This is a genomic window from Pigmentiphaga sp. YJ18 (assembly GCF_038066655.1).
GTDB lineage: Bacteria > Pseudomonadota > Gammaproteobacteria > Burkholderiales > Burkholderiaceae_B > Pigmentiphaga.
In genome coordinates this window covers 18,787-43,613 of the sequence record NZ_JBBUKU010000007.1, presented here as the reverse complement: position 1 = coordinate 43,613, position 24,827 = coordinate 18,787, and the positions used below count along the sequence as shown (strand labels likewise).

Here is a 24,827-nt window from a genome sequence, read left to right as displayed (position 1 = left end):
ATATTGCAACCAAACGGTTGCAATAGGAGTTCCGCCATGACATCGCTCGACCGCATCGAAAAGCAGGTCGTGTTGCGCGCGCCGGTCGAGCGCGTGTGGCGCGCCTTGACCGACATCCAGGAGTTCGCGCAGTGGTTCGGCGTCAAGCTGGACCAGCCCTTTGCCCCCGGCCGCGCCATTACCGGCAGCTTCGAGGGCGGGTTCGACCAGGACGAGATCACGCGCTACCAGGCCTCGCTGGGCCTGCAGCCGGCCGCGATACGCCAGCCGCTTCCCCACGCGGTGTTCTGCACCGTCGAGCGCATGGAAGCGCCGCGCGTTTTCAGTTTCCGCTGGGTGCCGTTCGGCATCGATGCCGAGTGCGATCACGAGCAGGAGCCCACGACCCTGGTCGAGTTCCAGCTGGAGAGCGTGCCCGAGGGTACGCGGCTGACCATCACCGAGTCGGGATTCGAGCGCGTGCCGGCGCACCGCCGCGAACGCGCCTTCATGATGAACGACGGCGGATGGGCCGCCCAGGCCGACAACATCCGGCGCCATGTCGAAGGGGCGTGAGCACGAGCTGGCGCGGGTGTTCGCCGCGCTGGGCGACGCGACCCGGCTGGCCCTGGTCGCCCACCTGCTGGCCGGCGGGGCCTTGTCGGCCACCGCGCTGGCCGAGGGCCGGGACATCTCGCGGCAGGCCATCGTCAAGCATCTCCAGGTGCTGGAAGCGGCGGACCTGGTCGTGCGCGAGCGCCTGGGCCGCGAGGTGCTGTACACCCTCGATCCACGCCGCGTGGACGAGGCAAGAGCCTTCCTGGACGCGGTCTCGGCCGGGTGGGACCGCGCCATCGGGCGCTTGAGGAAACTCGTCGAGGCGCCGTGACGCGGCGTCCGGCCACACACGACAGGAGCATCATCCATGAAAGACATCGCCACCTTCCTGATGTTCTCGGGCGAGCGGCATGGCCGGGCCGAGGAAGCGATCGGCTTCTACGTCTCGCTGTTCCCCGGTTCGGCCATCGACCGCATCGACCGCTACGGTCCCGGCGAGAGCGACCCCGAAGGCACCGTCCGCACCGCATGGTTCACGCTGCACGGCCGGCGCTTCATGGCGATCGACAGTTCGGCTCCCCATGCCTTCAACTTCACCCCGTCGGTGTCGCTGTTCGTGGAGTGCGACCAGGAGGAGGAGATCGACCGGCTTCATGCCGCGCTGGCCGACGGCGGCCAGGAACTGATGCCGCTGGGCAATTACGGCTTCAGCCGTCGCTTCGGATGGGTGGCCGACCGGTTCGGCATATCGTGGCAGCTCAACCTCGCGTGACGCCGGGCCTGATCCGTGGTTTGCAGGATCAGGCAAAACACAGGCAGGAATCGGTATTGTCCCCAGGTAGCCGCCTTACGTAACCTCTGTCACGGCCGGATAGGGATCCGGCATCTTTTCCGCAGGGGACGTGGCAATGGCGATTCAGCTCGAGATCAATGGCAAACAGACTGCGCTGGACGCGCCCGGCGAAATGCCACTGCTATGGGCCCTGCGCGATCTGGCAAACCTGACCGGCACGAAATACGGATGCGGGATGGCGCTGTGCGGCGCCTGTACGGTGCATGTGGACGGCGCGCCGGTGCGCGCCTGCGTGACGCCGGTCTCCTCGGTCGAAGGCAAGCCGGTCACGACCATCGAAGGCGTGGGGAACGACGCCGTGGGCCGGGCCGTGCAGGCCGCATGGCAGGAACTGGACGTCGTGCAATGCGGCTACTGCCAGTCGGGCCAGATCATGTCGGCCGCCGCGCTGCTGCGCACGAACCCGCGTCCCACGGACGAGGACATCGACGGGGCGATGAGCGGCAATGCGTGCCGCTGCGCGACCTATGTGCGCATCCGGGCCGCGATCCATCGCGCCGCCCAGGCACTGGCCTGAGGAGGAAGGCATCATGATCTTCACCCTCGACAACACGACGGATCGCCAGCAAGCCTCGCTGGTCAATGTCAGCCGCCGCCGCTTCGTGCAGGGCGCGGGCGTGCTGGTGCTGGGCTGGCAACTGCCCGGCGCCCTGGCCGCGACGCCGGCGGCGGACGGGGCGGATGCCTTCGCGCCGAATGCCTTTCTGTCCATCGATGCCCAAGGCCGGGTCACGGTGTATGCCAAGCACGTGGAGATGGGGCAGGGGGCCTATACGGGCCTGGCGACCCTGGTGGCCGACGAGCTGGACGCGGACTGGGCGCAGGTGCGGGTCGAAGGCGCGCCCGCCGACACCGCGCGCTACAAGAACCTGGCCATGGGCATACAGGGTACCGGGGGCAGCACGGCCATGGCCAACTCCTTCAAGCAGATGCGCGAGGCGGGCGCCGCCGCGCGCGCCATGCTGGTCGGCGCGGCGGCGCAGGCCTGGAAGGTCGACCCGGCCACGATTACCGTGCGCGAAGGCGTCGTCCGCCATGCCGCCTCGGGCCGGAAAGCCGGATTCGGCGAATTGGCCGGGGCCGCGGCGGCGCAGCCGGTGCCTGCCAAGCCCCGGCTGAAGTCGCCCAAGGAGTTCGGCCTGATCGGCAAGGCGTCGCTGCGGCGCGCGGACTCGGCCGACAAGGTGCACGGCCGCGCCCGGTTCACGCAGGACGTCAAGCTGCCCGGCATGCTGATCGCGATCGCGGCTCATGCGCCGCGCTTCGGCGCGACCGTGGCCGGCTACGACGCCAGTGCCGCCCTGGCCGTTCCTGGCGTGGTGGCCGCGATCCCCTTCGAGGGGTCGGCGCACCGCTCGGCCGGTGTCGCCGTGCTGGCGCGCAATACCTGGGCCGCTCGCACCGGGCGCGATGCCCTGAAGGTGCAATGGGACGAGCGCCGCGCCTATACCGAGGGCAGCGACGAACTTTTGGCCCGGTATCGCCAGGCCGCCGCGCGCCCTGGCCTGCCCGCCGCCGCGCGCGGCAATGTCGAGGCCGCGTTCGCCCAGGCCGCCAAGGTGATCGAGGCGGACTACGAGTTCCCGTTCCTGGCCCACGCCAGCATGGAGCCGTTGAACTGCGTCGTGCAACTGGGCGACGGCCGGTGCGAGATCTGGAACGGCGAGCAGTTCCAGACCATGGACCAGAAAGCCGTGGCCGACTATCTCGGCATTGCGCCCGAGCGGGTCACGATCAACCAGCTGTATGCCGGCGGCAGCTTCGGCCGGCGCGCCAGCCCGCATGCCGACTACGTGGTCGAGGCCGTCGCCATCGCGCAGGGCGCCCGCAAGGCGGGGTTCGACGTTCCGGTCAAGATGGTCTGGACGCGCGAGGACGACATGCGCGGCGGATACTATCGGCCCGCCTACCTGCACCGCGCCCGGCTCGCCCTGGACGAGCGGGGCAGGCTGCACGCCTGGCAGGTGCGCGTGGTCGGACAGTCGCTGATCAAGGGTTCCGTGTTCGAGGAATTCATGATCAAGAACGGTATCGACGCCACCTCGGTCGAGGGCCTGTCCGACCTGCCCTACGGCATCCCCAACCTGAGCGTGGAGTTGCATACCCCCGACGACGTGAGCGTGCCCGTGCAGTGGTACCGGTCGGTCGGGCACACGCATACCGCGTTCACGGCCGAGACGCTGGTGGACGAGGCGGCGCATGCCGCGCGCCGCGATCCGGTCGCGCTGCGGCGCGACTTGCTCAAGGGCCATCCGCGCCACCTGGCCGCGCTGGAGACGGCGGTGCGCGCCGCGCAATGGGACCGTCCGCTGGCGGCGGGGAAAAGCGGCATGCGCCGGGGCCGGGGCGTGGCGGTGCACGAGTCCTTCAACAGCGTGGTGGCACAGGTGGTCGAGGTGAGCGTGGACGCCGAGGGCGGACTGAAGGTGGACCGCGTGGTCTGCGCCGTGGCGTGCGGATTGGCGATCAATCCGGACGTGGTCAAGGCGCAGATGGAGGGCGGCATAGGCTTCGCGCTGTCGACCGCGCTGCATGGCGCCATCACGCTGGACAAGGGCGCCGTCGTGCAGAGCAACTTCCACGACTATCCCGTGCTGCGCATCAACGAGATGCCGCGTGTCGAGGTGCACATCGTGCCGTCCCAGGACGATCCCACCGGCGTGGGCGAGCCCGGCGTGCCGCCGCTGGCGCCGGCGCTGGCCAACGCGATCTTCGCCGCGACCGGCGAGCGCGTGCGGACCCTGCCGATCCGCACGCCTTTGCGCAAGGCGGTCTGAGCATGGCAATATCGTCGCTTGTCCTGCGCTTTCCACGATGACCATGTCCCAGCCGGCCTTTCCCGCCGATAGCGTCCCACGCGACGAGGAACCCGGTCAGCTGGCCGCCGCGCGGCGCGAGCTGGCCGGCCGCATCGCGCGGCACGCCCCGGTCGACGGGGCACACCCCAGCACCTACCCGGGGCTGTCGTTCGTGCGCTTCTCCGGTCCCTCTGAATCCAACTGCGGCTTCTACCGGCCTTCGCTGACGATCGCCGCGCAGGGTGCCAAGCGCGTCGAGCTGGGCGAGGCCGTCTACGAGTACGACGAACGTCACTTCCTGCTGTCCTCGTTCGACCTGCCGGTGCAGGCCCGCATCACCTGCGCGTCGCAGGCAGAGCCCTACCTGTGCGTGGCGCTGGACATCGACCCGCAGCGCCTGGGCGAACTGGTAGGCGAGCACGGCCTGCCGCCGGCGTCCGAGGCACCGGGCATGCGCGGGCTGGCCGTGGGCACGACCCCGCTGGCCCTGATCGAGCCCATGCTGCGCCTGGTTCGCCTGTTGGACACGCCCGAGCACCTGGCGGTGCTGGGGCCGCTGGCCGAGCGCGAGATCCTGTACCGGGTGCTGACCGGCGAACTGGGCCGGCGGCTGCGCCAGGCGGCCCTGTCGGCCGGGGCTTCCAGCCAGGTCGCCCGCGCCATCGCCTGGATCAAGGAAAACTACACCGTACCGCTGCGCATCGAGGCGCTCGCCCAGGCGGTCAACATGAGTCCGTCCTCGCTGCACCACCATTTCAAGGCCGTCACGGCCATGAGCCCGCTGCAGTTCCAGAAGCAGCTGCGGCTGCGCGAGGCGCGCACGCTGATGCTGTCCGAGCTGCTGGATGCCGGCAGCGCGGCGCGCCGGGTCGGCTACGAAAGCGCGTCGCAGTTCAGCCGCGAATACAGCCGCCTGTTCGGTTCGCCGCCCTTGCGCGACGTGGCCAGGCTGCGCAACGGCGATCCGGCGGAGACCGCGGCGGCCTGACCCGCTGGCGCTCGGCGCTACACTCGACGCATGGCGACGATGCCGCCGCGACGGCGGGGGAGCGATCATGACGGACAGCGACCGGGACGACGCGTTCAACGTGGTGGAGCCGTGCACCGGCTACAACCTGTACGACACCGATCCCGCGCTGCGGGAAGCGGTCCGGCGCGAAGGGGCCGGCCATGCCGAGGCCTCCCTGCGCGAGCAGGGACGCTGGCTGGGCAGCCGCGAGGCCATGGACGCGGGCCGCGACGCCAACGAGCACCCGCCGCGCTTCGTGCCCCTGGATCCGGTCGGGCGGCGCATTGACGAGGTGCGCTTCCATCCCGCCTGGCATGTCCTGATGACGGGCATCGTCGCGCGCGGACTGCATTCCGGGCCATGGGCGGCGCCCGCGCCGGGCGCCATGGTCGCGCGGGCGGCGGGCTACCTCATGCAGGGCCAGGTCGAGGCCGGCACGCTGTGCCCGGCCACCATGACCTTCGGCGCGATTCCCGTGCTGGCGCGCGAGCCGGCCGGTGACATCGATTTCGCCCGCGACTGGCTGCCGCGTCTCCATGCGCGCCACTACGATGCCTCGGATGCGCCGGTGGCCGGCAAGCGCGGCGTGTTGATAGGCATGGGCATGACCGAGAAGCAGGGCGGCTCGGACGTGCGGGCCAACACGACCCGGGCCGTGCCGTGCGGGGCGCCGGGCCGGGGGCGGGGCTATCTGCTCGAGGGCCACAAGTGGTTCTATTCGGTGCCCCAGTCCGATGCCCACCTGGTGCTGGCCCAGGCCGATGAAGGCCTGTCGTGCTTCTTCGTGCCGCGCTACGCGCCCGACGGCCGCCGCAACGGCGTCCGTATCCAGCGCCTGAAGGACAAGCTGGGCAATCGCAGCAACGCCAGCGCCGAGGTCGAGTTCCATGGCGCCTGGGGCGCCATGCTGGGCGAGCCGGGGCGGGGCGTGGCCACCATCGTGGAGATGGCCACCTACACGCGGCTGGACTGCGTGCTGGGCAGCGCCGCGCTGCTGCGGCAGGCCACGGTCCAGGCGCTGCACTTCTGCTCGCGGCGCCAGGCGTTCGGCCGGCCGCTGTGCGATCAGCCCCTGATGCGCCACGTCCTGGCCGATCTTGCGCTGGAAAGCGAGGCCGCGACCGCGCTGGGCCTGCGGCTGGCGCGCGCCTTCGAGTCCGATGCGCCGCTGGAGCGGGCCATACGGCGCATCGTCACGCCGGCGGCCAAGTACTGGGTCTGCAAACGCGCCGTGTCGGCCATTGCCGAATGCATGGAGGCATGCGGCGGCAATGGCTACGTCGAAGACGGCCCGATGCCCCGGCTCTACCGCGAAGCGCCCGTCAACGCGATCTGGGAAGGATCGGGCAACGTCATGTGCCTGGACGTGCTGCGCGCGATCCGGCGCGATCCCCAGGCGTTCGAGGCGCTGGGCGAGCACCTGCGCGAGCGCGGCGGCGGCAGCCCGGAGTTCCGCTCGGCCTGGCAGACCTGGATGGACTTGTGCGCGGGCAACGGCGAGGCCGAGTTCAAGGCGCGCCGCATCGCCGGCCTGCTGGCCGGGCTGATGCAGGCGGCGCTGCTGCTGGACGCGCCGGGGGGGCTGGTGGGGGACGCGTTCGTGGCGGCCCGGCTGGCGCAGGCCAGCTGGCTGTACGGCGACAGCGACACCGGCCACGGCGACGCGGCGTGCGCGGAACTGCTGGCGCGGGCGTGGCCGCCGGGGGATTGACTCCGATCTAACGCGGCGCCGGTTCCGCCTTGAAATAACGCTCGGCGGCGTCGTGCATGGGGATGGTCACGCCTTCGCGAGCCGTCGCGCGGGTGATCTGTCCGCCGGCCGGGCTGCCCGCCGCCACGAAATCGGCCTGTTCGAACACCGCCTGCAACACGCCGCGCACTTCGTCCGCGGGCGTGTCGGTGCCCGTGACCAGCAGCGCGGTGACGCCCACCGTCGCAATGGGCGCGCCCTGGCCCGGATAGGTGCCGGGGGCGAGCACGAGGCGCACGAAGGCGGGATCGTCCCGCGCGAGCTGTGCGATGGCTGGCGGCGACAGCGGCAGGATGCGCAGGCGATGGTCGGCGGCCAGGCGTTGCAGTTGGCGCGCCGGGGCGTGGATCACGCTGGCGATTGCGTCGACCTGCTTGTCGAGCAGGGCCCGTACCGCCTGGTCGAAGTTGGTACTGGAGACCAGTTCCACGCTGCCGGCCGGGAGTCCGTGCGCCGCCAGCACTTGCAGCGTCGAGGCGCGGGTGCCGGACGCGGCCAGGCCGGCGTCGAGCCGGCGGCCGCGCAGGTCCGCGATGGACTGGACCGGACCGTCGGCCAGCACCGCGATGTGGAAGGCTTCCGGGTACAGGCTCGCGATGGCGCGCAAGTCGGGGTTGTGGGCCGTGCCGCCGAAGGCGCCCTGGCCCAGGTAGGCCTGTCTGGCGATGTCGCCCTGCGCGAGCGCGATGTTGGCCGCGCCCCGTTGGAGCAACTGGAGGTTCTCGATACTTCCCTGGGTGGACGAGCCGCTGGCGCTGAAGCCCTGTGCCGTCAGGCGCGCGGCGATGGTACGGGCGACCAGGTCGTACTCGCCGGCTTCCGGTCCGCCCGCCACCACGAAGGCGCGGCGCAGCCGGTCCAAGCGGCGCGTGATCTGCCGGTCGGCCGCGGCGAGTTCCTCGGTGATGATGGCGCGGGCGCGCGGGCTGTTGGGGGGCAGGGTATTGAACAGGTTCTGGATGCGCTCGATGGTCGTCCGGGCCGGCGAGCCGGCTGCGGCCTGGCTGGCCGTGGCCTGTGGCGGCGGCACGAAGTCCACCGCCTGCCATCCGTCGGGACCTTCGCGGAAGGTGACCGAGCCGCGGACCTGCAGGAGGTCGCCGGCGCGGTTGCCGTCGCGCGCGATGCCTTCCACGCCGCGTTCGGTGGCGCCCAGCAGCGTGGCCAGCGCGGCCGGATTGAGCGACTGCCAGTCGCTGAAGGCATAGTCGCGGGCCAGGCGGAAGCGGCCGTTGAAATAGACGATGCGGCGGGCCGCGCCGTCGGGGGCGTCGGCCAGCGGACCGCTGCCCAGGCGCCGCAGGGATTCCACATCCAGCACCGGCTTGGCGAAGACCGCCTGCAGGCGGTGCTCCACGGCGGCCTGGACCTGGGACTGGTCGGGTCCGCGGCTGCAACCGGACAGCAGCACCGCGGCCAGGACGAGGAGAAGCAATCGTCGGATCATGGTTGCGCTCGCTGTCAAAAGCCGAAAAGAGGCAGGCTGAGATAACCCTGAATGACCAGCGCGTTGGTGATGTCGATCAGGAACGCGCCGACGATGGGCAGTATCAGGAAGGCCTGGGGGGAGGGGCCGTACTTGTTGGTGACCGCCTGCATGTTGGCGATGGCGGTGGGCGTGGCGCCCAGGCCGATGCCGCAGGCGCCCGCGGCCAGCACCGCGGCGTCGTAGTTGCCACCCATGATGCGGAAGGTGACCAGGCTGGTGTAGGCCGCGACGAAAGCGGTCTGTACCGCCAGGATCGCCAGGATGGGCAGCGCCAGCGACACCAGTTCCCACAGCCGCAGCGAGATCAGCGCCATGGTCAGGAACAGCGACAGCGCGACGCCGCCGAACAGTTGCACGGCGCCGTCGTCGACTTCGCGGATGCGCGCCAGGCCCAGCACGTTGCGCAGCACGACGCCGGTGAACAGTGTCCAGACGAAGGGCGGCAGGGTCAGCACCTTGCCTTTCATCAGTTCCCCCAGCGTGCCGCCGGCCACCACGCAGGCCACGATCAGCAGCAGAGTTTCGAGAAAGAGCGGAATGGTCAGCGGACGGGACGCTTCGGGTGGCGCGTCGGCGCTGGCCTGGCCGGATGGCGCCGAGGCGCCGTCGCCCGGCGTCAGGCCATGGCGCGTGATCAGGCGCTGGGCGACGGGGCCGCCGATGATGCCGCCCAGCACCAGGCCGAAGGTCGCGCAGGCCATGGCCAGTTCCATGGCGCCCTGCAGGTTGTCGACGTCGGAGAACTGGGTGGCATAGGCCGCGCCGGTGCCGTGGCCGCCCAGCATCGTGACCGATCCGGCCAGCAGCCCGTTCAGGGGATGCAGGTCCATGCTGAAGGCGCCCGCCAGGCCGATGGCGTTCTGGAGCATGAGCATGATGGCGATGGCGACCAGGAACAGGATCACGCCCCGGCCGCCGCGTACCAGCGTCCTGACGTCGGCGCTCAGGCCCACGGTGGCGAAGAAAGCCAGCATGAAGGGCGTCTGCAGCGCCATGTCGAACGACAGCTCGGTGCCGGCGGCGACCTTGGCGATCGTGATGACGATCGCCGCCAGCATCCCGCCCACCACCGGTTCGGGAATGTTGTACCGCTGCAGCGGCGGTATCCGGCCGATCAGCCAGCGTCCGATCAGCAGCACCACGATGGCGACCAGGAGTGTGGTGATGATGTCTATTTCTATCAGCATGAATGCCCCTTCAGTGCGCGCGTGCCCGCGCGTCGGCCGGAACGCCGGTGGCGTTCGCGCGTCCAAGTGCTAAAGTGTCTGCTGGCAACCCTTAGCACCGTCTTTGCACCACCTATTATGCTTTCTCAACAGGAACTGAAACAGCAGGCGGCCGACGCGGCGCTTGCCTTCGTCGCCGACGTGGCGGCGCCCGACGTGGTCATCGGAGTCGGCACGGGGTCGACGGCCGACCTGTTCATCGACGGACTGGCCGCCTACAAGGGGCGCATCCGCGGCACGGTCGCCAGTTCCGAGCGCAGCGCGGCACGCCTGGCCGGCCACGGGCTGCCGGTGTTCGACCTGAACGACGTGGCTTTCATGCCCATCTACGTCGACGGCGCGGACGAGATCGACGACCACCTGCACATGATCAAGGGCGGCGGCGGTGCACTGACCCGCGAGAAGATCGTCGCCTCGGTGGCCGAGCGCTTCATCTGCATCGCCGACGAGTCCAAGCTGGTCGAGCAACTGGGCGCCTTCCCGCTGCCGGTCGAAGTGATCCCCATGGCCCGCGAGGCCGTAGCCCGCGCGCTGCGCCTCTTGGGTGGGCAGCCCAGGCTGCGGGAAGGTTTCGTCACCGACAACGGTAACGTCATCCTGGACGTGCACGGCATGCGGATCGCCGAGGCCCAGGGCCTGGAAAAGGTGATCAACGACCTTGCCGGCGTGGTGACCTGCGGCCTGTTCGCGCTGCGCGGCGCGGACGTGGCCCTGCTGGCCACGCAGTTCGGCGTGCGCCGGCTCGACAAGCCGCGCCACGCCTAGCCTACATTCGTCGCGCGGCGAACCGCCAAGACATATTCCTGTCACATGACGTTCATATACTGCGCGATGCATTGCCCATGCGGCCGGGGCACAAACGGCCAGGCCCATTGTTCTTCCGCTGGGAGCCGGCATGACTGAACATACCCACAAACAATACGACGCCGAACTCGAGGAGGTCCGGTCGCGCTTCCTGCAGATGGGAGGCCTGGTCGAGTCCCAGATCACCGGCGCCATCGACGGCTTGGCCAACGGCGATCTTGCCGCGCTGGAGCGCGTGATCGTGCGCGATACCGAGGTCAACCGCTTCGAGGTGGACCTGGACGAGGCGTGCAGCCACATCCTGGCCCGCCGCCAGCCCACCGCCGGCGACCTGCGCATGATCATCACGGTGATCAAGATGATCACCGACATGGAGCGCGCCGGCGACGAGGCCGAGAAGATCGCCCGCATGGCCAAGCTCATCCACGAGGCCGGCCGCGTCAACATGCCCGCCGTCGAGCTCTGGCACATGGCCAATACCGTGGTCACGATGCTGCGCAAGGCCCTGGACGCCTTCGCCCGCCTGGACGCGCAGGCCGCGGCCCAGGTCGTCCGCCAGGACAAGTCGGTGGACTCGGAGTGGCAAGGGGTGATCCGCCAGCTGATCACCTACATGATCGAAGACCCGCGCAAGATCTCGCGTTCGATCGAGCTGCTGTTCATCGCCAAGGCGCTCGAACGCATCGGCGACCACGCCAAGAACATGTGCGAACTCGTGGTCTACATGGTCAAGGGCCGCGACGTGCGCCACACGGGCGTGGACAACGTCGAACGGGAAGCTGCTGCGGGGTAGTGGGGTAGACCCCCCCCTACGCCCTTCGGGCGCCCCCCAAGGGGGCGATGCGGGTGGACCGGAAGGGAAGCCCACCCCACGCGGCCATGGCCGCGCCCCTCAAGGGGCGGCGCTGGCGGACCGGCAAAGCCGGATCCGCTGCGCCCTGGGCCTGAACCGATCGCGAATACAAGAGCGGCCTTGCATCCTATGCAAGGCCGTTTTTTTGAATCCAAGCGGCTGCCAGGCAGTATCGCCAGTCCCCGCCAGTCCGTTGTTACCCCAGGATGCGGTGGATCCGGCTCCGCCAGTCCACCCGCATCGCCCCCTGGGGGGCGCGCGAAGCGCGTAGGGGGGGCTTAGTACGGGGGGGCTTAATTCGGCGGGACGTAGCCCTGGGCTTCCACGTTGCCGTCTTCGAACAAATAACGCTGCATTTGCTGTTGCAGGTACTTGCGGGCGCGGGCGTCGGCCAGGTTCAGGCGGTTTTCGTTGACGAGGCGGGTCTGGGTCTGGACCCACTCTTGCCAGGCCTCTTTGGAAATGCTTTGCCAGATCTTGGTGCCGAGTTCGCCCGGGTAGGGGGGGAAGTCCAGACCTTCGGCTTCTTTCTTGAGCTTGACGCAATAGATCATGCGAGCCATGTGACCACCTGTTCCGCGATAGTTTGCAATGGGCTCTATTGTAGCGGCCGCGCCGTGTCCTTACCTGGCCGCGCGGCGCAGGGCGTCGATGCGGAGCTGGTAGATGCGGCGCTTGTTGTCGCGGCTGCGGCGCACGTGTTCGCGCATCAGGCCTTCGGCGCGCGCGCCTTCGCCCAGTTCGATGGCCGCGACGATGTCGTCGTGGTCCTGTTGGGCGCGATGGATGTAGGCGTATTCGGGCTGCGGCATGGTGTCGTCCAGGCCCAGGCCCAGCACGGCTGCGCCCACCAGCGGGATCTGCGAGACGTGCGCCAGCGCGCTGGCCAGCGGCGGGTTGCCGGCGGCCTGGATCAGCACCGCGTGGAATTTCTCGTTCATGGCGGACCAACGGGGCGTTTCCACGCGATAGCCGTCGGCGGCCGCGTCCTCCAGCAGGTTCCAGCCTTCTTCCACGCAGTCGCGTAGCGCTTGCGCCACTTCCGCAGGCGCGCCTTGCTCGGCCACCAGCCGTGCCGCCATGCCTTCCAGCGTGCCGCGCACGTCCAGGGCGTTGGCGAGGTCGTCCAGGTCCACGGCCTTGACCCGGAAACCCCGGGTAGGCAGCCGCTCCAGCAGGCCTTCCTTGACCAGTTCCTCGAACGCGAGGCGGATAGGCGTGCGCGAGACGCCCAGGTCCGCCGCGAGCTGCAGTTCGACCAGACGTTCGCCGGGCGGGTAGGCGCCGGACATGATGCGTCGGCGCAGTTCGCCTGCGACCGTGTGTATTTGTGTGGCCATCTACCGGTAGAGCATGGGTGTCCTGTGTCGGAGGATAGTAACCGCTATGCCCGACAAACGATTATTTGCATGCAAAATTAGATTTATATTGAAGAAAAAATCGTTTTATCCAATAATTTGCACGCAATTTAATTATAGCTCTAAGTAAGAGGAAGCCATGATTCCATCTTCCGCCTTCGTGGGCCTGCCGCCTGCGCTGGCCGACTCGGTCGTACAGACCAAGCATTTCTTCCAGGCGCTGGACAATTTCGCCAAGGTGTTCGCCATCCGTCCGGGCGAACGCGTGCTGATGTTGACCGACCAGTTGCTCGACACCCGTGTGGTCGATGCGGTGGTGGGGCTGGCCAAGGCGCGTGGCGCGCAGGTGCGCGTCTATACCGAGCCCGACTCGCGCGTGACCGAGGTGCCGGAACCGGTGAAAGGTTTGCTGGAGCAGGCGGACTTCGTCGTGTCCACGTGGTTCTGTTCGATCGAGGATCCGTTCTGCATCGCGATGCGCAAGAAGGGACAGCGCTGGGTGAAGATCACCTATTTCCGCAATCTCGACCTGCTGCATACGCCCCAGGCGCGTTTCCCGAGCGAGATCGTCGGGGCGCTGTGCCGGGCCACGGCTGGCCGCTATCCTCAAGGCCAGGATTTCGACCTGCATTTCACCGATGCGCGCGGGACCGATTTCCGCATCGGCTTCACGCCGGAAACGCGCGACACGATGCTGTCGTCGAACCGCTGGCGCGGCGTGACGACGGCCGAGGAGCCCGGCTGCTACGTGCACTACCTGCCCACCCATGGTCCCAACCTGTGGGACCGGACGTCGGTGCGCAACGACCATGCCGTCAAGACGCCGATGTCGGGCGTGATCTATCCGCAGTGGGCCGTGGGCTTCGCCCGGCCCTTCGAGGAACGCATCGCCGTGCGTTTCGAGGGCGAGTACGTCAGCGCGGTCGAAGGCGGTTCCAAGGAAGCGGACATCCTGCGCGACATGCTGGTGGGCGGCCGGATGATCGAGGGCGGCGGCTGCGGCTTCAATCCGAAGGCGCCGCGCCACACGATTTATCCCGCCGGTTCGAACGCGCCGGGCGCGCTGCATTTCGGCATCGACCTGGCCAAGCCGAGCGACTACATCCGGCGCGTGCTGCCCGACTGGGAAGAGCCGCCCGTGCACATGGACCTGGTCTGCCTGGACGCCACCGTCACGGCGGGGCCCAACACCCTGATCGACCAGGGCTTCCTGTGTGCGCTGCGCGATCCCGAGGTTGTGGGGATCGCCGCCCGCTACGGTGATCCGGTCGAGTTGCTCGAGGCCGGCGTGGATTGACCGGGCCAGATCCGAAAACACAACAGGAGACAAGCATGCATGTGAAAAAGAACGGGAAGCCGGCCCGCATCCTCGGCACCCTGGCCCTGCTGGGCGCGATGGTGTCGGGTGCCGCAGCGGCCGGCGCTTCCGACTGGCCCCAGCGTCCGCTGACCATGATCGTGCCTTTCGTCGCGGGCGGCGGAGGCGATACGCTGGCCAGGCTGTACGCCCGGGAAATGGAAAAGCAGCTGCGCCAGCCCATCATCATCGACAACCGGGCCGGAGCGGGCGGCAATATCGGCACGGCCGCCGGCGCCCGTGCCGCCCCGGACGGGCAGACGGTGGTGTTCGGCACGAACGGCACGATGGCGACCAACCACTGGCTGTACAAGTCGGTGGGCTATGCCCCGGACGATTTCGAACCGGTCGCGCGCTTTTCGGTCATCTCGATGGTGATGTTCGTCAGCCCCGATTCGCCGTTCAATTCCACGCAGGAACTGATCGGCTACGCGAAGAAGCATCCGGGTGAACTGACCTGCGCCTCGGCGGGCAATGGCACGGCCTCGCACATGGCCTGTGGCCTGCTGCAGCAGATGGCGAAGATCGACCTCACGCACGTGCCCTACAAGGGCGGCGCGCCGGCATCGACCGACGTGCGGTCGGGCCGCGTGTCCTTCATGATCGACGTGGCGCCGTACCTGGTGCCGCTGGCCAAGAGCAAGCAGATCAAGGTGCTGGCGGTGTCGACGCCGCAGCGCATTCCCACGCTGCCGGAGGCGCCCACGCTGTCCGAGAGCGGGGTGCCCGGGTATGAGCTGTTCGCCTGGGATGGCCTGTTCGTGCCCAAGGGGACGCCGCCCGAAAGGCTGGATCGCCTGCACCAGGCGGTGAACGCGGTGTTGAGCGATCCGGCGTTCGAGCGTTCCATGGAGGAGCGCGGTTCGATCAACTCGCCGATGACCCGCCGCGAGTTCGCCGATTTCGTGCATAAGGAATACCGGCGCCAGGGCGAGCTTGCGAAGATGCTGGGCGTGCAGGTGGATTGAGCGTTGCGCGGCCGGCCGGGCATGGCGCCCGGCCGGCGCGCGGGAGGGGCGGCGCGGATGCGCCGCCCGCAGGCCAGGCTATTGCGCGGTCCCGCCGGAACGGGTTTCCTGCGCCGGCAGCACGACGAAGCCGCCCTGGTCGGGCGCGGACTGCTTGCGGTTCTGGGTGGCGGCCTGGCCGGCGTCCAGGCGTACCGAGAAGGCACTATGCCGCCCGTTGGCCGTGACGTACACGTTCAGGTAGTGCACGCCCGTGCCCAGCACGGTGACGGGCACCTCGACGACGGCGCGCCGCTGGGCATCCAGCGGGACGACGGTGGGCGAGGCCGCGTCCACGCGCACCGCGCCTTCGACGCCATACTTCAGTTCCACCTGGGTCACGCCCGGCGATCCGCGCAGCGACAGGCCCACGGAGGTGGGGCCGGTGGCCAGCGGCGCCGACGGAGCGCGGACCGAGACGGCAACGACGTCGCCGGGCTTGCCGGGCCGTGCCACGAAGGCGTTGGCGCCGGTAGCCGCGGCCGTCGCGGCGGGCGCCTGCCGGGCTTCATGGGCGCAGGCGGGAAGAATGGGAAGGGCGGCCGCCAGCAGGACGGCCAGGCGGGTGACGGCGGCGCGCGGCGCGCGAGCGCGCACGGCGGAGATGTTCAGAGGCGGGCGCATTACAGAGCTCCTGCGGAAGTACGTTCGAGACTCACCTGGTAGCAGACACGGGTGTTGGCGGGGACCGGGGTGGGGCCGGGGGCGGGCGCGGAACTGCCTTCCTCGTCCTCATCGTCGTCGCCGCTGGTCAGGGCAGTATCCACCAGGAAGGCGGTATAGGTGCCGGCTTCCAGCGCACCCTCGACCGCTTCGTCGTCTTCCTGGATCTTTACACCCTGGCGCGACAGCCACAAGTGAGCCTTGGTCACGAGAGCCGGGGGCGAGATCAGCGCCGCGCTCAGCCGGTAGGTGCCCGCGCTCGGCACGTCGAGCCGCAGGAAGCGGCCCTGGTCCAGCTTGTTGTATTCCCCGCCCAGCATGTTGGATACGCATACCTGCTGCGTGGCGGCGGGGGCTCCGGCGGCGGGCGCATCGAAGCGGACGTAGGGCTTGGCGATCTCGGCCGGCACGGTCGGAATCGTATAGGACGCGGGGCCGCCCCAGTCGTCCAGCTCGTCCAGCGTGGGCGTGCCGACCGAGGTCAGCAGCGTGTTCACCTTGCCGATCACGGTGGCGTCGGTCAGGCGCTTGGCCAGGGCGGTACCGAACGGGAAGATGCTGGTGAAGGCCGGCGTGAGCTTCTGCTCGTTGCGCAGGATGGAGATCGTGGTCTCGAAGCCGCCGGGCAGTTGCGCGAGCTGGTAGATGAAATACTGCATGGCCGCTTCGTTGTACCAGGCAGCATCGTTGGGCGGTGCGGGCAGGGCGCTGACGTCGAAGAAGAAGCTGTCCTGCTGCTTCTGGCCCGAGGTGTCGATGTAGATGGGATCGTTGCGTACGATGCCGGCCAGTCCGTTGCCCCAGCCTTCGCCCCAGGACACGCGCATGTCGAGCTTGTCGCCTTCGCCGTGCGCGCCGCCCACCGAGTCCGAGCGGGAGATCCGGCCCTCGAAGTAATGGCCCCATTCATGGACCAGCACGCCGGTGTCGTATTCGTCGGTGTCGACGTCGGCCTTGCCCAGGATGTACAGGCCGGGGGCGGGGCCTTCCGGATTGAAGTGACTGGTGCCGATGTCGCCGTTCTTGGGCTCGCCTTCGGACGGCGCGTTGTTTTCGCTCCAGTAGATGTTCAGGTGGGGGAAATTCAGGTCCGGCGCGATGGCCAGGAAGCGCTGCATGGCGCCATAGGCCTGGTCGAGCACCGAGAACGGCGCGGCGGCGCGGGCGCTGGCGTACTTGCCCGCGGCGTTGCTGCCGGTCCAGCCCGACGCCGCGTGCAGGTCGAGGACCACGCCTTCCTGGGGGACGGACAGCGACTTGCTTTCCATGGCATAGATGGGCGCGTTGGTGGGAACCGCCGTGTAGCCCGGCTTGGTGTTGTCGCGTATCGCCACGCTCCAGGCGCCTTCCTTGCTTTCGCGCAAGAGGCGCGCCTGCACCCGTATCTTGACCTCGCGGCCCGGAGGCAGCACGAGGGAATACTTGCCCTGGGCATCGGTCACGGTGCTGCCCAGGATCTCGGTCGCGCTGAAGGCTTCCACCACCGCGCCGCGCACGGGCAGGGCGCGGGCAGCGGCGTAGTCCAGACCCTTGGACCGGACGGCCGGCACGAAGTCGTAGGTGACGGCGCCGGATACCTTGCCGGCTTCGGGTTCCGGCTTGGCTCCGCTGCCGCCGCCGCAGGCGGCCAGCACGGCCGACAACAGCATTACGGCCACGGCCGTCCGGCCCTGGCGCATGCCATGATGCCCGGACCGGGCCGAGGGCGCGGTCGATTGCCCCTTTTCGGCGAGTATTCTCATCTGTGCGATTCCCCCATGGAATTGGAATTCAGTTACAGAATGATATACGGCGTGACGCAAGAAGGGCATTACTCATTTCTAGGTATTCTCGGGAAGGGCGGAAAAATGCATGGACCCGCGCGGCGTTATCGCACTTTCGACGAGTTCTACCGGTTCTACCTGGGGGAACACGCTCACCCGGTTTCCCGGCGCCTGCACGTCGTGGGCACGAGCCTGGCCCTGATCCTGGTGCTGCTGGCGGCCGGGCTGCGCCAGCCCTGGCTGCTCGTGGCCGCGCTGGCCTGTGGGTACGGCCTGGCCTGGACCGGGCATTTCTTCTTCGAGAAGAACCGCCCCGCCACGTTCACCCATCCCTGGTGGTCGCTGCGGGGCGATTTCCGGCTGCTGGCCGAAACGCTGGCCGGCCGCCGGAAGTGGTGACCCTAGGCCGCCAATTCGCGTTCGACGGCAAGGCCGAGCGCCAGCAGGGCTTCGTCGCGGCCGGTCGCCATGGCCAGGCTCATGCCGGCGGGCAGGCCCGCGCCGTCGGTGCCGCAGGGCAGGGCGAGCGTGGGCATGTCCAGGTAGCTGCCTATCATGGTGTTGCGCAGCACGCGCGCATTGCATTGCGCGAACCAGGCCGGATCGGCCGCCAGCGCCGCGATGGGCGGGGCCGCCATGGGCACGGTGGGGAACAGCAGCGCTTCGCCGGGAGCCAGGGCAGCGGCCATGGCGGCCACCAGCAGGGGTCGGTTGTCGCGCAAGGCCTGCCGGTTTTGCGCGGGAAGGGCCTGCCCCAGCCGCAGCCGCTGGACGATGCGGGCATCGACGCGGGCCAGCGCGGCCGGATCATCCAGCAGTTCGCGGTGCACGGCGGCCGCCTCGACGCCCACCAGCGTGCCGAAGGTGGCGAACAGGTGATGGGTCAGGTCCAGCACGGGGACGGCCCGGCGTTCGACGATGAAGCCGCGCGTGGCCAGGCGCTCGGCCGTGTCCTCGAACGCCGCGGCCACGCCCGGTTCGAGTTCGCTCATGACGATGCCGGAGGGAATCACCAGCCGTGCGGCGGGGCGGTCGGCGCCGGTCCGCAGGGTGGGCGCGCGGCCCAGCAGGGCATCGTCGATCAGGCAGGCATCGGCCACGGTCTGGACCAGGGGGCCGATGCTGTCGAGCGAGGGCGCCAGAGGAAAGACGCCGCGCTGATCGTAGCGGGCCGAACTGGGCTTCCATCCGACCAGTCCGTTCAGGGCCGCCGGCACCCGGATCGAACCCGAGGTGTCGGTGCCCATGGCGCAGGGGACGACCTGCCGGGCGACCGCCACCGCGGATCCCGACGACGAGCCGCCGGGGATGCGCGGGAACGCGGCGTCGTACGGGTTGGGCGGCGTGCCGAAATGCAGGTTGATGCCCAGCCCGGAGAAGGCGAACTCGCTCAGGTTGGTCTTGCCCACGCTGACCATGCCGGCGGCGGCCAGCGCGCGCACGGCGGGTGCGTCGTCGTCGGCGGGGGCAGCTTGCCGGCGCGTGTCCGACGCGCAGGTGGTGACGGTGCCCGCTATGTCGAACAGGTCCTTCCAGGCCAGGGGCACGCCATCCAGCGGCCCCAGCGGCCGGCCCTCGCGCCAGCGGGCCTGGCTGGCGCGGGCCTCGTCCAGGGCGCGCGCTTCCAGCAGCGTGATGAAGACCGCGTCCATGCCGGGGGCGCGGGCCTGGTCCAGCGCCTGGCTCGCGACCTCCACCGGATCCAGGCTGCCCTGGGCGTAGCCCTGGGCCAGTGCGGCGATTCCCCGTGCGTCAGTCATGGTGTTCCTTCGTGTCCTGGACGTGTCCGGCCAGCCAGTTGGCGATGACGGCGGCGGCCTCGATCTCGTGGCCGGCGTACCAATGGTTGCCGCCCAGCACGGCTGACGAGAACGATAGCGCGGATGTCGCATGGCCACGCAGCAGCTCGATCGCGCCGCGCACGCCGGCGGTGCCGACGATCTCGCCTTCGGATCCGTACAGCGACAGGATAGGCGCCGTTACCGCCGAGAGATCCCGGAAGGCCTGGGACGAGCGGCGGCCGTGGAAGTCGAAAGTATCGGCGGGCCGGCCTTCCTCGAAACGGTCCAGCAGGGTCTGCGCCGAGATGCGCTGCCGCAGCAGGCCCAGGACACAGTCTTCCCCCATCAGCACGCGGCCCTGGCCGGCATCCACCAGTTGCCGGGCCTGGGCCAGGAAGGCCGCGGCCTGGTCCTCGCCGTGCAGGGCGAAGAAGGCGCCGCGCAGGTCGGCGGCGGAGGCCAGCACCAGGCCGCGCACGCGCGCGTCGCCGGTTGCCGCGGCATAGCGCAGGATTTTCGATGCGCCCAGCGAGTGGCCCATCAGGACGATGGGGCCGCCGTGCGACCGTGCGGCGAAATCCATCCACGCCGCCAGGTCGGGAATGCAGTCGTCGAAGTATTCGAACGCGGAGCCGGTCAGCTTGTAGGCCGGCTCGGCGCCGACCCGCGACATGGCGATGTTCCCGTGTCCGCTGCAGCCGATGGACAGCAGGTGGATGCCGGCCAGGTCGGGACTTTGCAGGAAGTCGTAGGTGAAGCTCGTGTCGAAGTTGCCGCTCAGGCCGTGCAGGCTGATCAGCAGGGGCGCGTCCGCCGTGGGGGCGGGCGCGAGGAATCCGGTCAGTTCGACGTGCTGGGTGGTGCGCACGCGCACCAGTCGGCCGTTGCGCGGCTCAATCTTCATGGTCATGGGTACGTCTAGTACGCGCTTAGCGCGCCATGTCGGGAAGGAACAGCACCAGGCTGGGGAAGGCGATCAGCAGGCCGATCCGCAGCAGGTCCACGAGGATGAAGGGCGTGACACCCTTGTAGATGGTCCAGATGTCGGTCCGCTTGGACAGGCCCTTGATCACGAACACGTTCAGCCCGAAGGGGGGTGTGATGAGGCCCAGCTCCACGCACATGGTCACGATCACGCCAAACCAGATCGGGTCGAAGCCCAGCTGCATCACGATGGGATAGACCAGCGGCACGATCAGGATCACCACCGCCAGCGCATCGATCAGGCAGCCCAGCACCAGCATGATGCCGATGATCACGAGCAGCGTGCCGTAGCGGCCCAGGTTGGCGTCGATGAGCAGTTGCGCCGCTTTCTGCGGGGTCTCGGTCACGGCCAGGAAGTAGCCGAACAGCACGGCGCCCGCCATGATCAGCAGGATGGCCGCGCCCATGCGTACGCTTTCCGCCAGCGACGAGAACAAGGTGTTCCAGGACAGGCGCTTGCCCAGCGCGACGATGGCGATGGCGCCGGCGGCGCCCACGGCGCCGGCCTCGGTGGGCGTGAACAGGCCGCCGTAGATGCCGCCGATGACGAACATGATGAGCAGCATGATGGGGCCGAGCCGCGTCAGGCTGGACAGGCGTTCACGCATCGCGGCCCGCTGGCCCACCGGCGCATCCTGCGGGCGCACGGCCAGCCATACCTTGACCACCAGCATGTACATGGCGATGGCCAGGATGCCCGGCACGACGCCGGCCATGAACAGCAGGCCCACGCTTTGCTGGGTCAGCAGGCCGTAGACGGCCAGCGCGATCGAGGGCGGGATCAGCACGCCCAGCGTGCCGCCGGCCGCGATCACGCCCGTGGCCAGCCGCTCCGAATAGCCGTGCTTCTTCATTTCGGGCAGGGCGACCCGGGTCATGGTGGCGGCGGTGGCGGCCGACGAGCCGCAGATGGCGGCGAAGCCGCCGCACGAGGCCACCGTGGCCACGGCCAGTCCGCCGCGGAAGTTGCCCAGCCAGAGCTGGGCTGCGCGGAACAGTTCCCCGCTCATGCCCGAGGTCACGGCCACCGCGCCCATCAGGATGAACAGCGGCACCAGCCCCATGGTGTAGTCGGAGAACGTGGAGATGACGGAGTGGGACAGCAGCTTGAAGGCGGGCTCGAAGCCGGTCATCAGGCCGAAGCCCAGGATGCCCGCCGTGCCCATGGCCAGGCCGATGGGAACGCGCAGCAGGCAGAGCAGAAGCAGGGAGCCGAAGCCGATGAGGATGGCGAGGTTGGGGCCGATCATGGTGTACGTCCGTTCAGACCGTGGCGTCCGGGTGGCCGTCATGGGCCTCCGGTTCCGGGGGAGCGATGACTTGCTGGAGCAGGATGAAGAAGCAGGCCAGGGTGCCCAGCCAGGCCGCCGTGTAGAAACCCCAGACCGGCAGTTCCAGGTCCACGGTCAGCAGTCCCGCTTCGAAGACGTCGACGACCTTGGTGCCCAGGGCGTAGGCGAAGCCGCCGATGATGCACAGGCACAGCGCCGCGCCGATGCGGGTCAGCGTGCGCTTGGCGCGCGGGCCGAGCACGCTCCAGAAGATATCGAGCTGGATGTGGTCGTTGTGACGGAAGGCCGCCGCGATGCCCCAGCACACCACCACGCTCAGCAGCAGGCGCGAGATCTCGTACTCGTCCGGAAGCGGGTAGGCGAAGAGGTAGCGCGAGGCCACCGACACGGACGTGAGTATCGCCATGAACAACAGCAGTACCGATGGCACGAACTCGAGGAAGGCAAGCAGACGTTGTTTCATGGCGATGCTCGTCGGACGGTCAGTAGGCGGCGTTGTATTTCTTCAGCGTGTCCTGCAGTTCGCCGAACACCTTGGCGCCGTCGACGCGGTTCTTCTTGACGCTGGCTTCCCAGTCGGCGCGGACCTTGGCGGCCATGGACTTCCATTCGCCGACCTTGGCGTCCGAGATCGTGTAGACCGTGTGGCCCGGCTTCTTCAGCAGCGCGGCGCGGCCTTCCTGTTCCCAGTTGTACCAGGGCATGGGCAGGCGTTCGGCCCAGTCGGCGTTGCAGTGGTTGTCTATGACCTTCTTCTGGTCGGCCGACAGTTTCCCGTACGACGACTTGTTCATCAGGATGGCCGTGCCCAGCGAATAGAAATTCATGTCCAGGTGATAGGTCAGCGCGCGATCGGCGCCCAGCGCCTGCAGCAGGTTCCACGGGAACGAGATCGCGTCCACCACGCCGCGCTCGACCGCCTCGGCCGCGTCGGAGGCCGACAGCTGGACGGGCGAGGCGCCGGACAGGCGGTAGAAGTTGGCCGCCATGACGTTGGGCGAGCGGATCTTCAGGCCGGCCAGGTCGGTGGGGCTTTCGATGCGCTTCTTGGAATGGATGGTGCCGCCGCCGTCGTAGAACATGGTGCAGACCTTGACGTCGGCCATCTCTTTCTTGGCGTAGGGCTGGTACCACTCGTACAGCGCGCGCGAGCCCTTGGCGGTGTCGGCCACCAGGAAGGGCATTTCGGCGGCGGTCACGATGGGGAAGCGCCCCGGCTCGATGCCGACCAGATAGAAGGCCAGGTCGGCGATGCCGTCGCGGGCCAGGTTGTAGTGGTCCTTGGCGGGGCCCAACTGCTGCGCCGGGAAGACCTGGATCGCGATGCTGCCGCCCGAGTCCTTCTCGATCGACTTCGCCCACGGCACCAGCACGCCGTAGTGCAGGGGGTTGGTGGTGGGCAGGTTGTGCGACAGCCGCAGGCTGACTTTCTTGTCGGCGGCGTGGGCCGGACCGGCCAGGACGGCGGCTGCCATGGCGGCGGCCACGAGCGGCTTCAAAGCATGGTTCTTACGCATGGAGTTCCCCACTGGTTCGATGAAGAGAGCCGGTCTGGCTCGGCAAAAAAAGTTCCGTTTTTCGGAACTAATCTATCGTTATATGGAACATAATGCAGGTTTCGGTGTAATTTCGTCAAGACGTTTCATTGCGGGCAAAATTTCGCCTGGTCACATGGGGGGTGATGTGGAAGAAGAGTCGTCCAAGAACCGGTTCCTGCTGGAACGGCAGATGGAAGTGATCGAACTGGTCGCCCGCCATCCCGCCGGACTGGCGTTCGGCGAGATACAGGCCGCGCTGGACATGCCCAAGGGCACGCTGCACCGGATGCTGGCCGGCCTGTGCCGCGCCGGCTGCCTGGATGCCGAGCCGCCGTTCGAGGCGGAGGCCGGCAACGCGCGCCGCACCTATCTCCTGGGCGGACGCATGCGCCGGCTGCTGGGAACGGCGATCTCGCCCGACCAGATGGCGGCGGTCGCCCATACCGTGCTGTACGGCCTGGTCGAGCAGTTCCAGGAAACGGCTTTCCTGAGCATGCTGCGCGGCAACCGCATCGAGAGCATCGTCATGGCCACGCCGCCCAAGGACTGGCACGGCTACGTCAACCCGGGCCACGTCATGCCACCCCATGCGGCGGCCTCGGCCAAGGCCATCCTGGCCTTCCGCGACGAACGGGAATGGGAGGCGCTGCTGGACGAGCCGCTGCCGGCGCTGACGGACCGCACCATTACCTCGCCGCAGCTGTTGCGGGACGAATTGCGGCGGGTCCGCAAGACCGGCATCGCCTATTGCCGCGAGGAGATCGATCGCGGGCTGGTCGCGGTGGCCGCGCCCATACCGCTTTCGCAGGTCGGCGTGATGTTCTCGGTGTCCATCGTCGGGCCCTCGCAGCGCATGCAGGGCTACGACGACGAGAAGATGAAGCGCGCCCTGCTCGATGCCGCCAGCAAGCTCGCGGCGATTTTTTCCAAACAGATGAACGCGGACCTCAAATGACCCGACCCACCATAGCCGTGATCGGACTGGGCGGGATCGCCCGCGGCCTGCTGGATGCCCTGGCCGGCGATGCCTGCGCCGACGTACGCAACGTCGTCGTGCGCGCGGGCAAGGAAGGCGAGGCGTCGGCGTCGCTACCGTCCTCGATCAAGCCGGTGGGCGACATCGCGTCGCTGGCAAGGGACGTCGACCTGGTGATCGAGGCGGCGGGCCAGGGCGCCGTGGCGCAATACGGCGCCGACGTGCTGCGCAGCGGCCGCCATTTCGCGCTGGTGTCGGCCGGCGCGCTGGCCGACGACGGCCTGCTGCGGACGTTGAGGCAAGAAGCGGCCCGGGCCGGCTGCCGGCTGCATCTGATCAGCGGCGCCATCGGCGGCCTGGATGCGCTGGCGACGGCCCGCGCCGCCGGCGCGGTCGAGGTCCGCTATACCGGCATCAAGCCGCCGCGCGCGTGGCTGGGCACCCCGGCGGAACAGGCCTGCGACTTGCAGGCCCTGGCCGGACCGGCCGTCGTGTTCGAAGGCAGCGCCCGCGAGGTCGCGCGGCGCTATCCGCAGAATGCCAACGTGGCGGCCACCGTCGCCCTGGCGGGAGCCGGGCTGGACGCCACCCGGGTCACGCTGATCGCGGATCCGGCCGCCACGCGCAACAGCCATCGGGTCGAGGCGCGCGGCGTGCTGGGCGAGTTCCGCTTCGACACGCAGGCCGAACCCTCCGCCGCCAATCCCAAGACCTCGGCCAGCACCGCCTGCAGCATCCTGGCCTACCTGAAAGGCGGCCCCAACGCGCTCGCGCTGCAAGGCTGAGGGC

The 24,827-nt window shown here is 68.9% G+C and carries 25 protein-coding genes; 14 read left to right on the top strand and 11 right to left on the bottom strand.

Annotated elements, in window-relative coordinates; translation table 11 throughout:
- Positions 1-36 precede the first annotated feature (36 nt).
- The 7 genes from WKR98_RS28485 (at position 37) to WKR98_RS28455 (ending at position 6,908) form a co-directional block, all read left to right on the top strand.
- Complete coding sequence (locus WKR98_RS28485) at positions 37-555, top strand: SRPBCC family protein (RefSeq protein WP_341435326.1); 519 nt, start codon at positions 37-39, stop codon at positions 553-555.
- Entirely contained in the window at positions 539-868 is a 330-nt protein-coding gene (locus WKR98_RS28480) for an ArsR/SmtB family transcription factor (RefSeq protein WP_341435325.1), read from the top strand. Before WKR98_RS28485 ends, WKR98_RS28480 begins: the two co-directional genes overlap by 17 nt.
- Before the next feature lie 36 nt (positions 869-904).
- Positions 905-1,309 (top strand): VOC family protein, encoded by a 405-nt coding sequence (locus WKR98_RS28475; RefSeq protein WP_124690047.1) that lies wholly within the window; start codon positions 905-907, stop codon positions 1,307-1,309.
- A 136-nt stretch (positions 1,310-1,445) separates the two neighbouring features.
- Entirely contained in the window at positions 1,446-1,907 is a 462-nt protein-coding gene (locus WKR98_RS28470; protein ID WP_124690046.1) for a (2Fe-2S)-binding protein, read from the top strand.
- Between the two features lie 13 nt (positions 1,908-1,920).
- Positions 1,921-4,167: a xanthine dehydrogenase family protein molybdopterin-binding subunit gene (locus tag WKR98_RS28465; RefSeq protein WP_341435324.1), complete on the top strand. Its 2,247-nt coding sequence runs from the start codon at positions 1,921-1,923 to the stop codon at positions 4,165-4,167.
- A gap of 37 nt (positions 4,168-4,204) precedes the next feature.
- Entirely contained in the window at positions 4,205-5,176 is a 972-nt protein-coding gene (locus WKR98_RS28460; RefSeq protein WP_370282411.1) for an AraC family transcriptional regulator, read from the top strand.
- A gap of 67 nt (positions 5,177-5,243) precedes the next feature.
- Positions 5,244-6,908, top strand: coding sequence for an isovaleryl-CoA dehydrogenase (locus WKR98_RS28455; protein WP_341435323.1), 1,665 nt, complete (start codon positions 5,244-5,246; stop codon positions 6,906-6,908).
- Between the two features lie 7 nt (positions 6,909-6,915).
- Here WKR98_RS28455 and WKR98_RS28450 read toward each other — a convergent pair whose 3' ends face one another.
- Positions 6,916-8,394 (bottom strand): TAXI family TRAP transporter solute-binding subunit, encoded by a 1,479-nt coding sequence (locus tag WKR98_RS28450; RefSeq protein WP_341435322.1) that lies wholly within the window; start codon positions 8,392-8,394, stop codon positions 6,916-6,918.
- 14 nt (positions 8,395-8,408) lie between these two features.
- Positions 8,409-9,623: a sodium/glutamate symporter gene (gltS, locus tag WKR98_RS28445; protein WP_238160027.1), complete on the bottom strand. Its 1,215-nt coding sequence runs from the start codon at positions 9,621-9,623 to the stop codon at positions 8,409-8,411.
- Between the two features lie 117 nt (positions 9,624-9,740).
- Here gltS and rpiA point away from each other — a divergent pair, with 117 nt between their 5' ends.
- Together rpiA and phoU are read left to right on the top strand one after the other, a co-directional pair.
- A complete protein-coding gene (rpiA, locus tag WKR98_RS28440) occupies positions 9,741-10,427 on the top strand; it encodes a ribose-5-phosphate isomerase RpiA (RefSeq protein WP_341435321.1) in 687 nt (228 codons plus the stop codon).
- A 130-nt stretch (positions 10,428-10,557) separates the two neighbouring features.
- Complete coding sequence (phoU, locus tag WKR98_RS28435) at positions 10,558-11,259, top strand: phosphate signaling complex protein PhoU (protein ID WP_124690040.1); 702 nt, start codon at positions 10,558-10,560, stop codon at positions 11,257-11,259.
- Positions 11,260-11,612: 353 nt separating this feature from the next.
- Here the strand turns inward: phoU and WKR98_RS28430 are convergent, their stop codons facing one another.
- Positions 11,613-11,882, bottom strand: coding sequence for an oxidative damage protection protein (locus tag WKR98_RS28430; protein WP_124690039.1), 270 nt, complete (start codon positions 11,880-11,882; stop codon positions 11,613-11,615).
- 60 nt (positions 11,883-11,942) lie between these two features.
- Entirely contained in the window at positions 11,943-12,659 is a 717-nt protein-coding gene (locus WKR98_RS28425) for a GntR family transcriptional regulator (protein ID WP_124690038.1), read from the bottom strand.
- A 157-nt stretch (positions 12,660-12,816) separates the two neighbouring features.
- On the opposite strand from WKR98_RS28425, the gene WKR98_RS28420 reads away from it, so the two are divergent.
- On the top strand, positions 12,817-13,974 hold the full coding sequence (locus tag WKR98_RS28420; RefSeq protein ID WP_124690037.1) for a hypothetical protein: 1,158 nt from the start codon (positions 12,817-12,819) through the stop codon (positions 13,972-13,974).
- A 35-nt stretch (positions 13,975-14,009) separates the two neighbouring features.
- Positions 14,010-15,002: a Bug family tripartite tricarboxylate transporter substrate binding protein gene (locus tag WKR98_RS28415; protein ID WP_124690036.1), complete on the top strand. Its 993-nt coding sequence runs from the start codon at positions 14,010-14,012 to the stop codon at positions 15,000-15,002.
- Positions 15,003-15,080: 78 nt separating this feature from the next.
- On the opposite strand, the gene WKR98_RS28410 is transcribed toward WKR98_RS28415, so the two are convergent.
- Positions 15,081-15,665 carry a hypothetical protein gene (locus WKR98_RS28410; protein WP_124690035.1) on the bottom strand — a complete coding sequence of 195 codons (585 nt, stop codon included), beginning with the start codon at positions 15,663-15,665 and terminating at the stop codon, positions 15,081-15,083.
- A complete protein-coding gene (locus WKR98_RS28405; RefSeq protein ID WP_341435320.1) occupies positions 15,665-17,446 on the bottom strand; it encodes a hypothetical protein in 1,782 nt (593 codons plus the stop codon). Before WKR98_RS28405 ends, WKR98_RS28410 begins: the two co-directional genes overlap by 1 nt.
- A gap of 105 nt (positions 17,447-17,551) precedes the next feature.
- Between WKR98_RS28405 and WKR98_RS28400 the strand changes: the two genes are divergently transcribed.
- On the top strand, positions 17,552-17,866 hold the full coding sequence (locus WKR98_RS28400; RefSeq protein ID WP_124690033.1) for a DUF962 domain-containing protein: 315 nt from the start codon (positions 17,552-17,554) through the stop codon (positions 17,864-17,866).
- Positions 17,867-17,868: 2 nt separating this feature from the next.
- Here WKR98_RS28400 and WKR98_RS28395 read toward each other — a convergent pair whose 3' ends face one another.
- From WKR98_RS28395 to WKR98_RS28375, 5 genes are read right to left on the bottom strand one after another with little or no spacing between them, the layout of a single operon-like run.
- Positions 17,869-19,227, bottom strand: a complete 1,359-nt coding sequence (locus tag WKR98_RS28395) for an amidase family protein (RefSeq protein WP_341435319.1) — start codon at positions 19,225-19,227, stop codon at positions 17,869-17,871.
- Positions 19,220-20,158 (bottom strand): alpha/beta fold hydrolase, encoded by a 939-nt coding sequence (locus WKR98_RS28390; RefSeq protein WP_124690031.1) that lies wholly within the window; start codon positions 20,156-20,158, stop codon positions 19,220-19,222. Before WKR98_RS28390 ends, WKR98_RS28395 begins: the two co-directional genes overlap by 8 nt.
- A 19-nt stretch (positions 20,159-20,177) precedes the next feature.
- Complete coding sequence (locus WKR98_RS28385) at positions 20,178-21,482, bottom strand: TRAP transporter large permease (protein ID WP_124690030.1); 1,305 nt, start codon at positions 21,480-21,482, stop codon at positions 20,178-20,180.
- Between the two features lie 13 nt (positions 21,483-21,495).
- A complete protein-coding gene (locus WKR98_RS28380) occupies positions 21,496-21,987 on the bottom strand; it encodes a TRAP transporter small permease (protein ID WP_202865543.1) in 492 nt (163 codons plus the stop codon).
- A gap of 19 nt (positions 21,988-22,006) precedes the next feature.
- Positions 22,007-23,041: a TRAP transporter substrate-binding protein gene (locus WKR98_RS28375; RefSeq protein ID WP_341435318.1), complete on the bottom strand. Its 1,035-nt coding sequence runs from the start codon at positions 23,039-23,041 to the stop codon at positions 22,007-22,009.
- Between the two features lie 166 nt (positions 23,042-23,207).
- Here WKR98_RS28375 and WKR98_RS28370 point away from each other — a divergent pair, with 166 nt between their 5' ends.
- Together WKR98_RS28370 and WKR98_RS28365 are read left to right on the top strand one after the other, a co-directional pair.
- Positions 23,208-24,017, top strand: coding sequence for an IclR family transcriptional regulator (locus WKR98_RS28370; RefSeq protein WP_202865541.1), 810 nt, complete (start codon positions 23,208-23,210; stop codon positions 24,015-24,017).
- Entirely contained in the window at positions 24,014-24,823 is an 810-nt protein-coding gene (locus WKR98_RS28365; protein WP_124690028.1) for an aspartate dehydrogenase, read from the top strand. The genes WKR98_RS28370 and WKR98_RS28365 overlap by 4 nt, the downstream gene beginning before the upstream one ends.
- Positions 24,824-24,827 lie beyond the last annotated feature (4 nt).

Bases quoted from the DNA above. Each gene is read 5' to 3' on its own strand.
- WKR98_RS28485 (WP_341435326.1), top strand. From the start codon at position 37: ATGACATCGCTCGACCGCATCGAAAAGCAGGTCGTGTTGCGCGCGCCG.
- WKR98_RS28480 (WP_341435325.1), top strand. From the start codon at position 539: ATGTCGAAGGGGCGTGAGCACGAGCTGGCGCGGGTGTTCGCCGCGCTG.
- WKR98_RS28475 (WP_124690047.1), top strand. From the start codon at position 905: ATGAAAGACATCGCCACCTTCCTGATGTTCTCGGGCGAGCGGCATGGC.
- WKR98_RS28470 (WP_124690046.1), top strand. From the start codon at position 1,446: ATGGCGATTCAGCTCGAGATCAATGGCAAACAGACTGCGCTGGACGCG.
- WKR98_RS28465 (WP_341435324.1), top strand. From the start codon at position 1,921: ATGATCTTCACCCTCGACAACACGACGGATCGCCAGCAAGCCTCGCTG.
- WKR98_RS28460 (WP_370282411.1), top strand. From the start codon at position 4,205: ATGACCATGTCCCAGCCGGCCTTTCCCGCCGATAGCGTCCCACGCGAC.
- WKR98_RS28455 (WP_341435323.1), top strand. From the start codon at position 5,244: ATGACGGACAGCGACCGGGACGACGCGTTCAACGTGGTGGAGCCGTGC.
- WKR98_RS28450 (WP_341435322.1), bottom strand. From the start codon at position 8,394: ATGATCCGACGATTGCTTCTCCTCGTCCTGGCCGCGGTGCTGCTGTCC.
- gltS (WP_238160027.1), bottom strand. From the start codon at position 9,623: ATGCTGATAGAAATAGACATCATCACCACACTCCTGGTCGCCATCGTG.
- rpiA (WP_341435321.1), top strand. From the start codon at position 9,741: ATGCTTTCTCAACAGGAACTGAAACAGCAGGCGGCCGACGCGGCGCTT.
- phoU (WP_124690040.1), top strand. From the start codon at position 10,558: ATGACTGAACATACCCACAAACAATACGACGCCGAACTCGAGGAGGTC.
- WKR98_RS28430 (WP_124690039.1), bottom strand. From the start codon at position 11,882: ATGGCTCGCATGATCTATTGCGTCAAGCTCAAGAAAGAAGCCGAAGGT.
- WKR98_RS28425 (WP_124690038.1), bottom strand. From the start codon at position 12,659: ATGGCCACACAAATACACACGGTCGCAGGCGAACTGCGCCGACGCATC.
- WKR98_RS28420 (WP_124690037.1), top strand. From the start codon at position 12,817: ATGATTCCATCTTCCGCCTTCGTGGGCCTGCCGCCTGCGCTGGCCGAC.
- WKR98_RS28415 (WP_124690036.1), top strand. From the start codon at position 14,010: ATGCATGTGAAAAAGAACGGGAAGCCGGCCCGCATCCTCGGCACCCTG.
- WKR98_RS28410 (WP_124690035.1), bottom strand. From the start codon at position 15,665: ATGCGCCCGCCTCTGAACATCTCCGCCGTGCGCGCTCGCGCGCCGCGC.
- WKR98_RS28405 (WP_341435320.1), bottom strand. From the start codon at position 17,446: ATGAGAATACTCGCCGAAAAGGGGCAATCGACCGCGCCCTCGGCCCGG.
- WKR98_RS28400 (WP_124690033.1), top strand. From the start codon at position 17,552: ATGCATGGACCCGCGCGGCGTTATCGCACTTTCGACGAGTTCTACCGG.
- WKR98_RS28395 (WP_341435319.1), bottom strand. From the start codon at position 19,227: ATGACTGACGCACGGGGAATCGCCGCACTGGCCCAGGGCTACGCCCAG.
- WKR98_RS28390 (WP_124690031.1), bottom strand. From the start codon at position 20,158: ATGACCATGAAGATTGAGCCGCGCAACGGCCGACTGGTGCGCGTGCGC.
- WKR98_RS28385 (WP_124690030.1), bottom strand. From the start codon at position 21,482: ATGATCGGCCCCAACCTCGCCATCCTCATCGGCTTCGGCTCCCTGCTT.
- WKR98_RS28380 (WP_202865543.1), bottom strand. From the start codon at position 21,987: ATGAAACAACGTCTGCTTGCCTTCCTCGAGTTCGTGCCATCGGTACTG.
- WKR98_RS28375 (WP_341435318.1), bottom strand. From the start codon at position 23,041: ATGCGTAAGAACCATGCTTTGAAGCCGCTCGTGGCCGCCGCCATGGCA.
- WKR98_RS28365 (WP_124690028.1), top strand. From the start codon at position 24,014: ATGACCCGACCCACCATAGCCGTGATCGGACTGGGCGGGATCGCCCGC.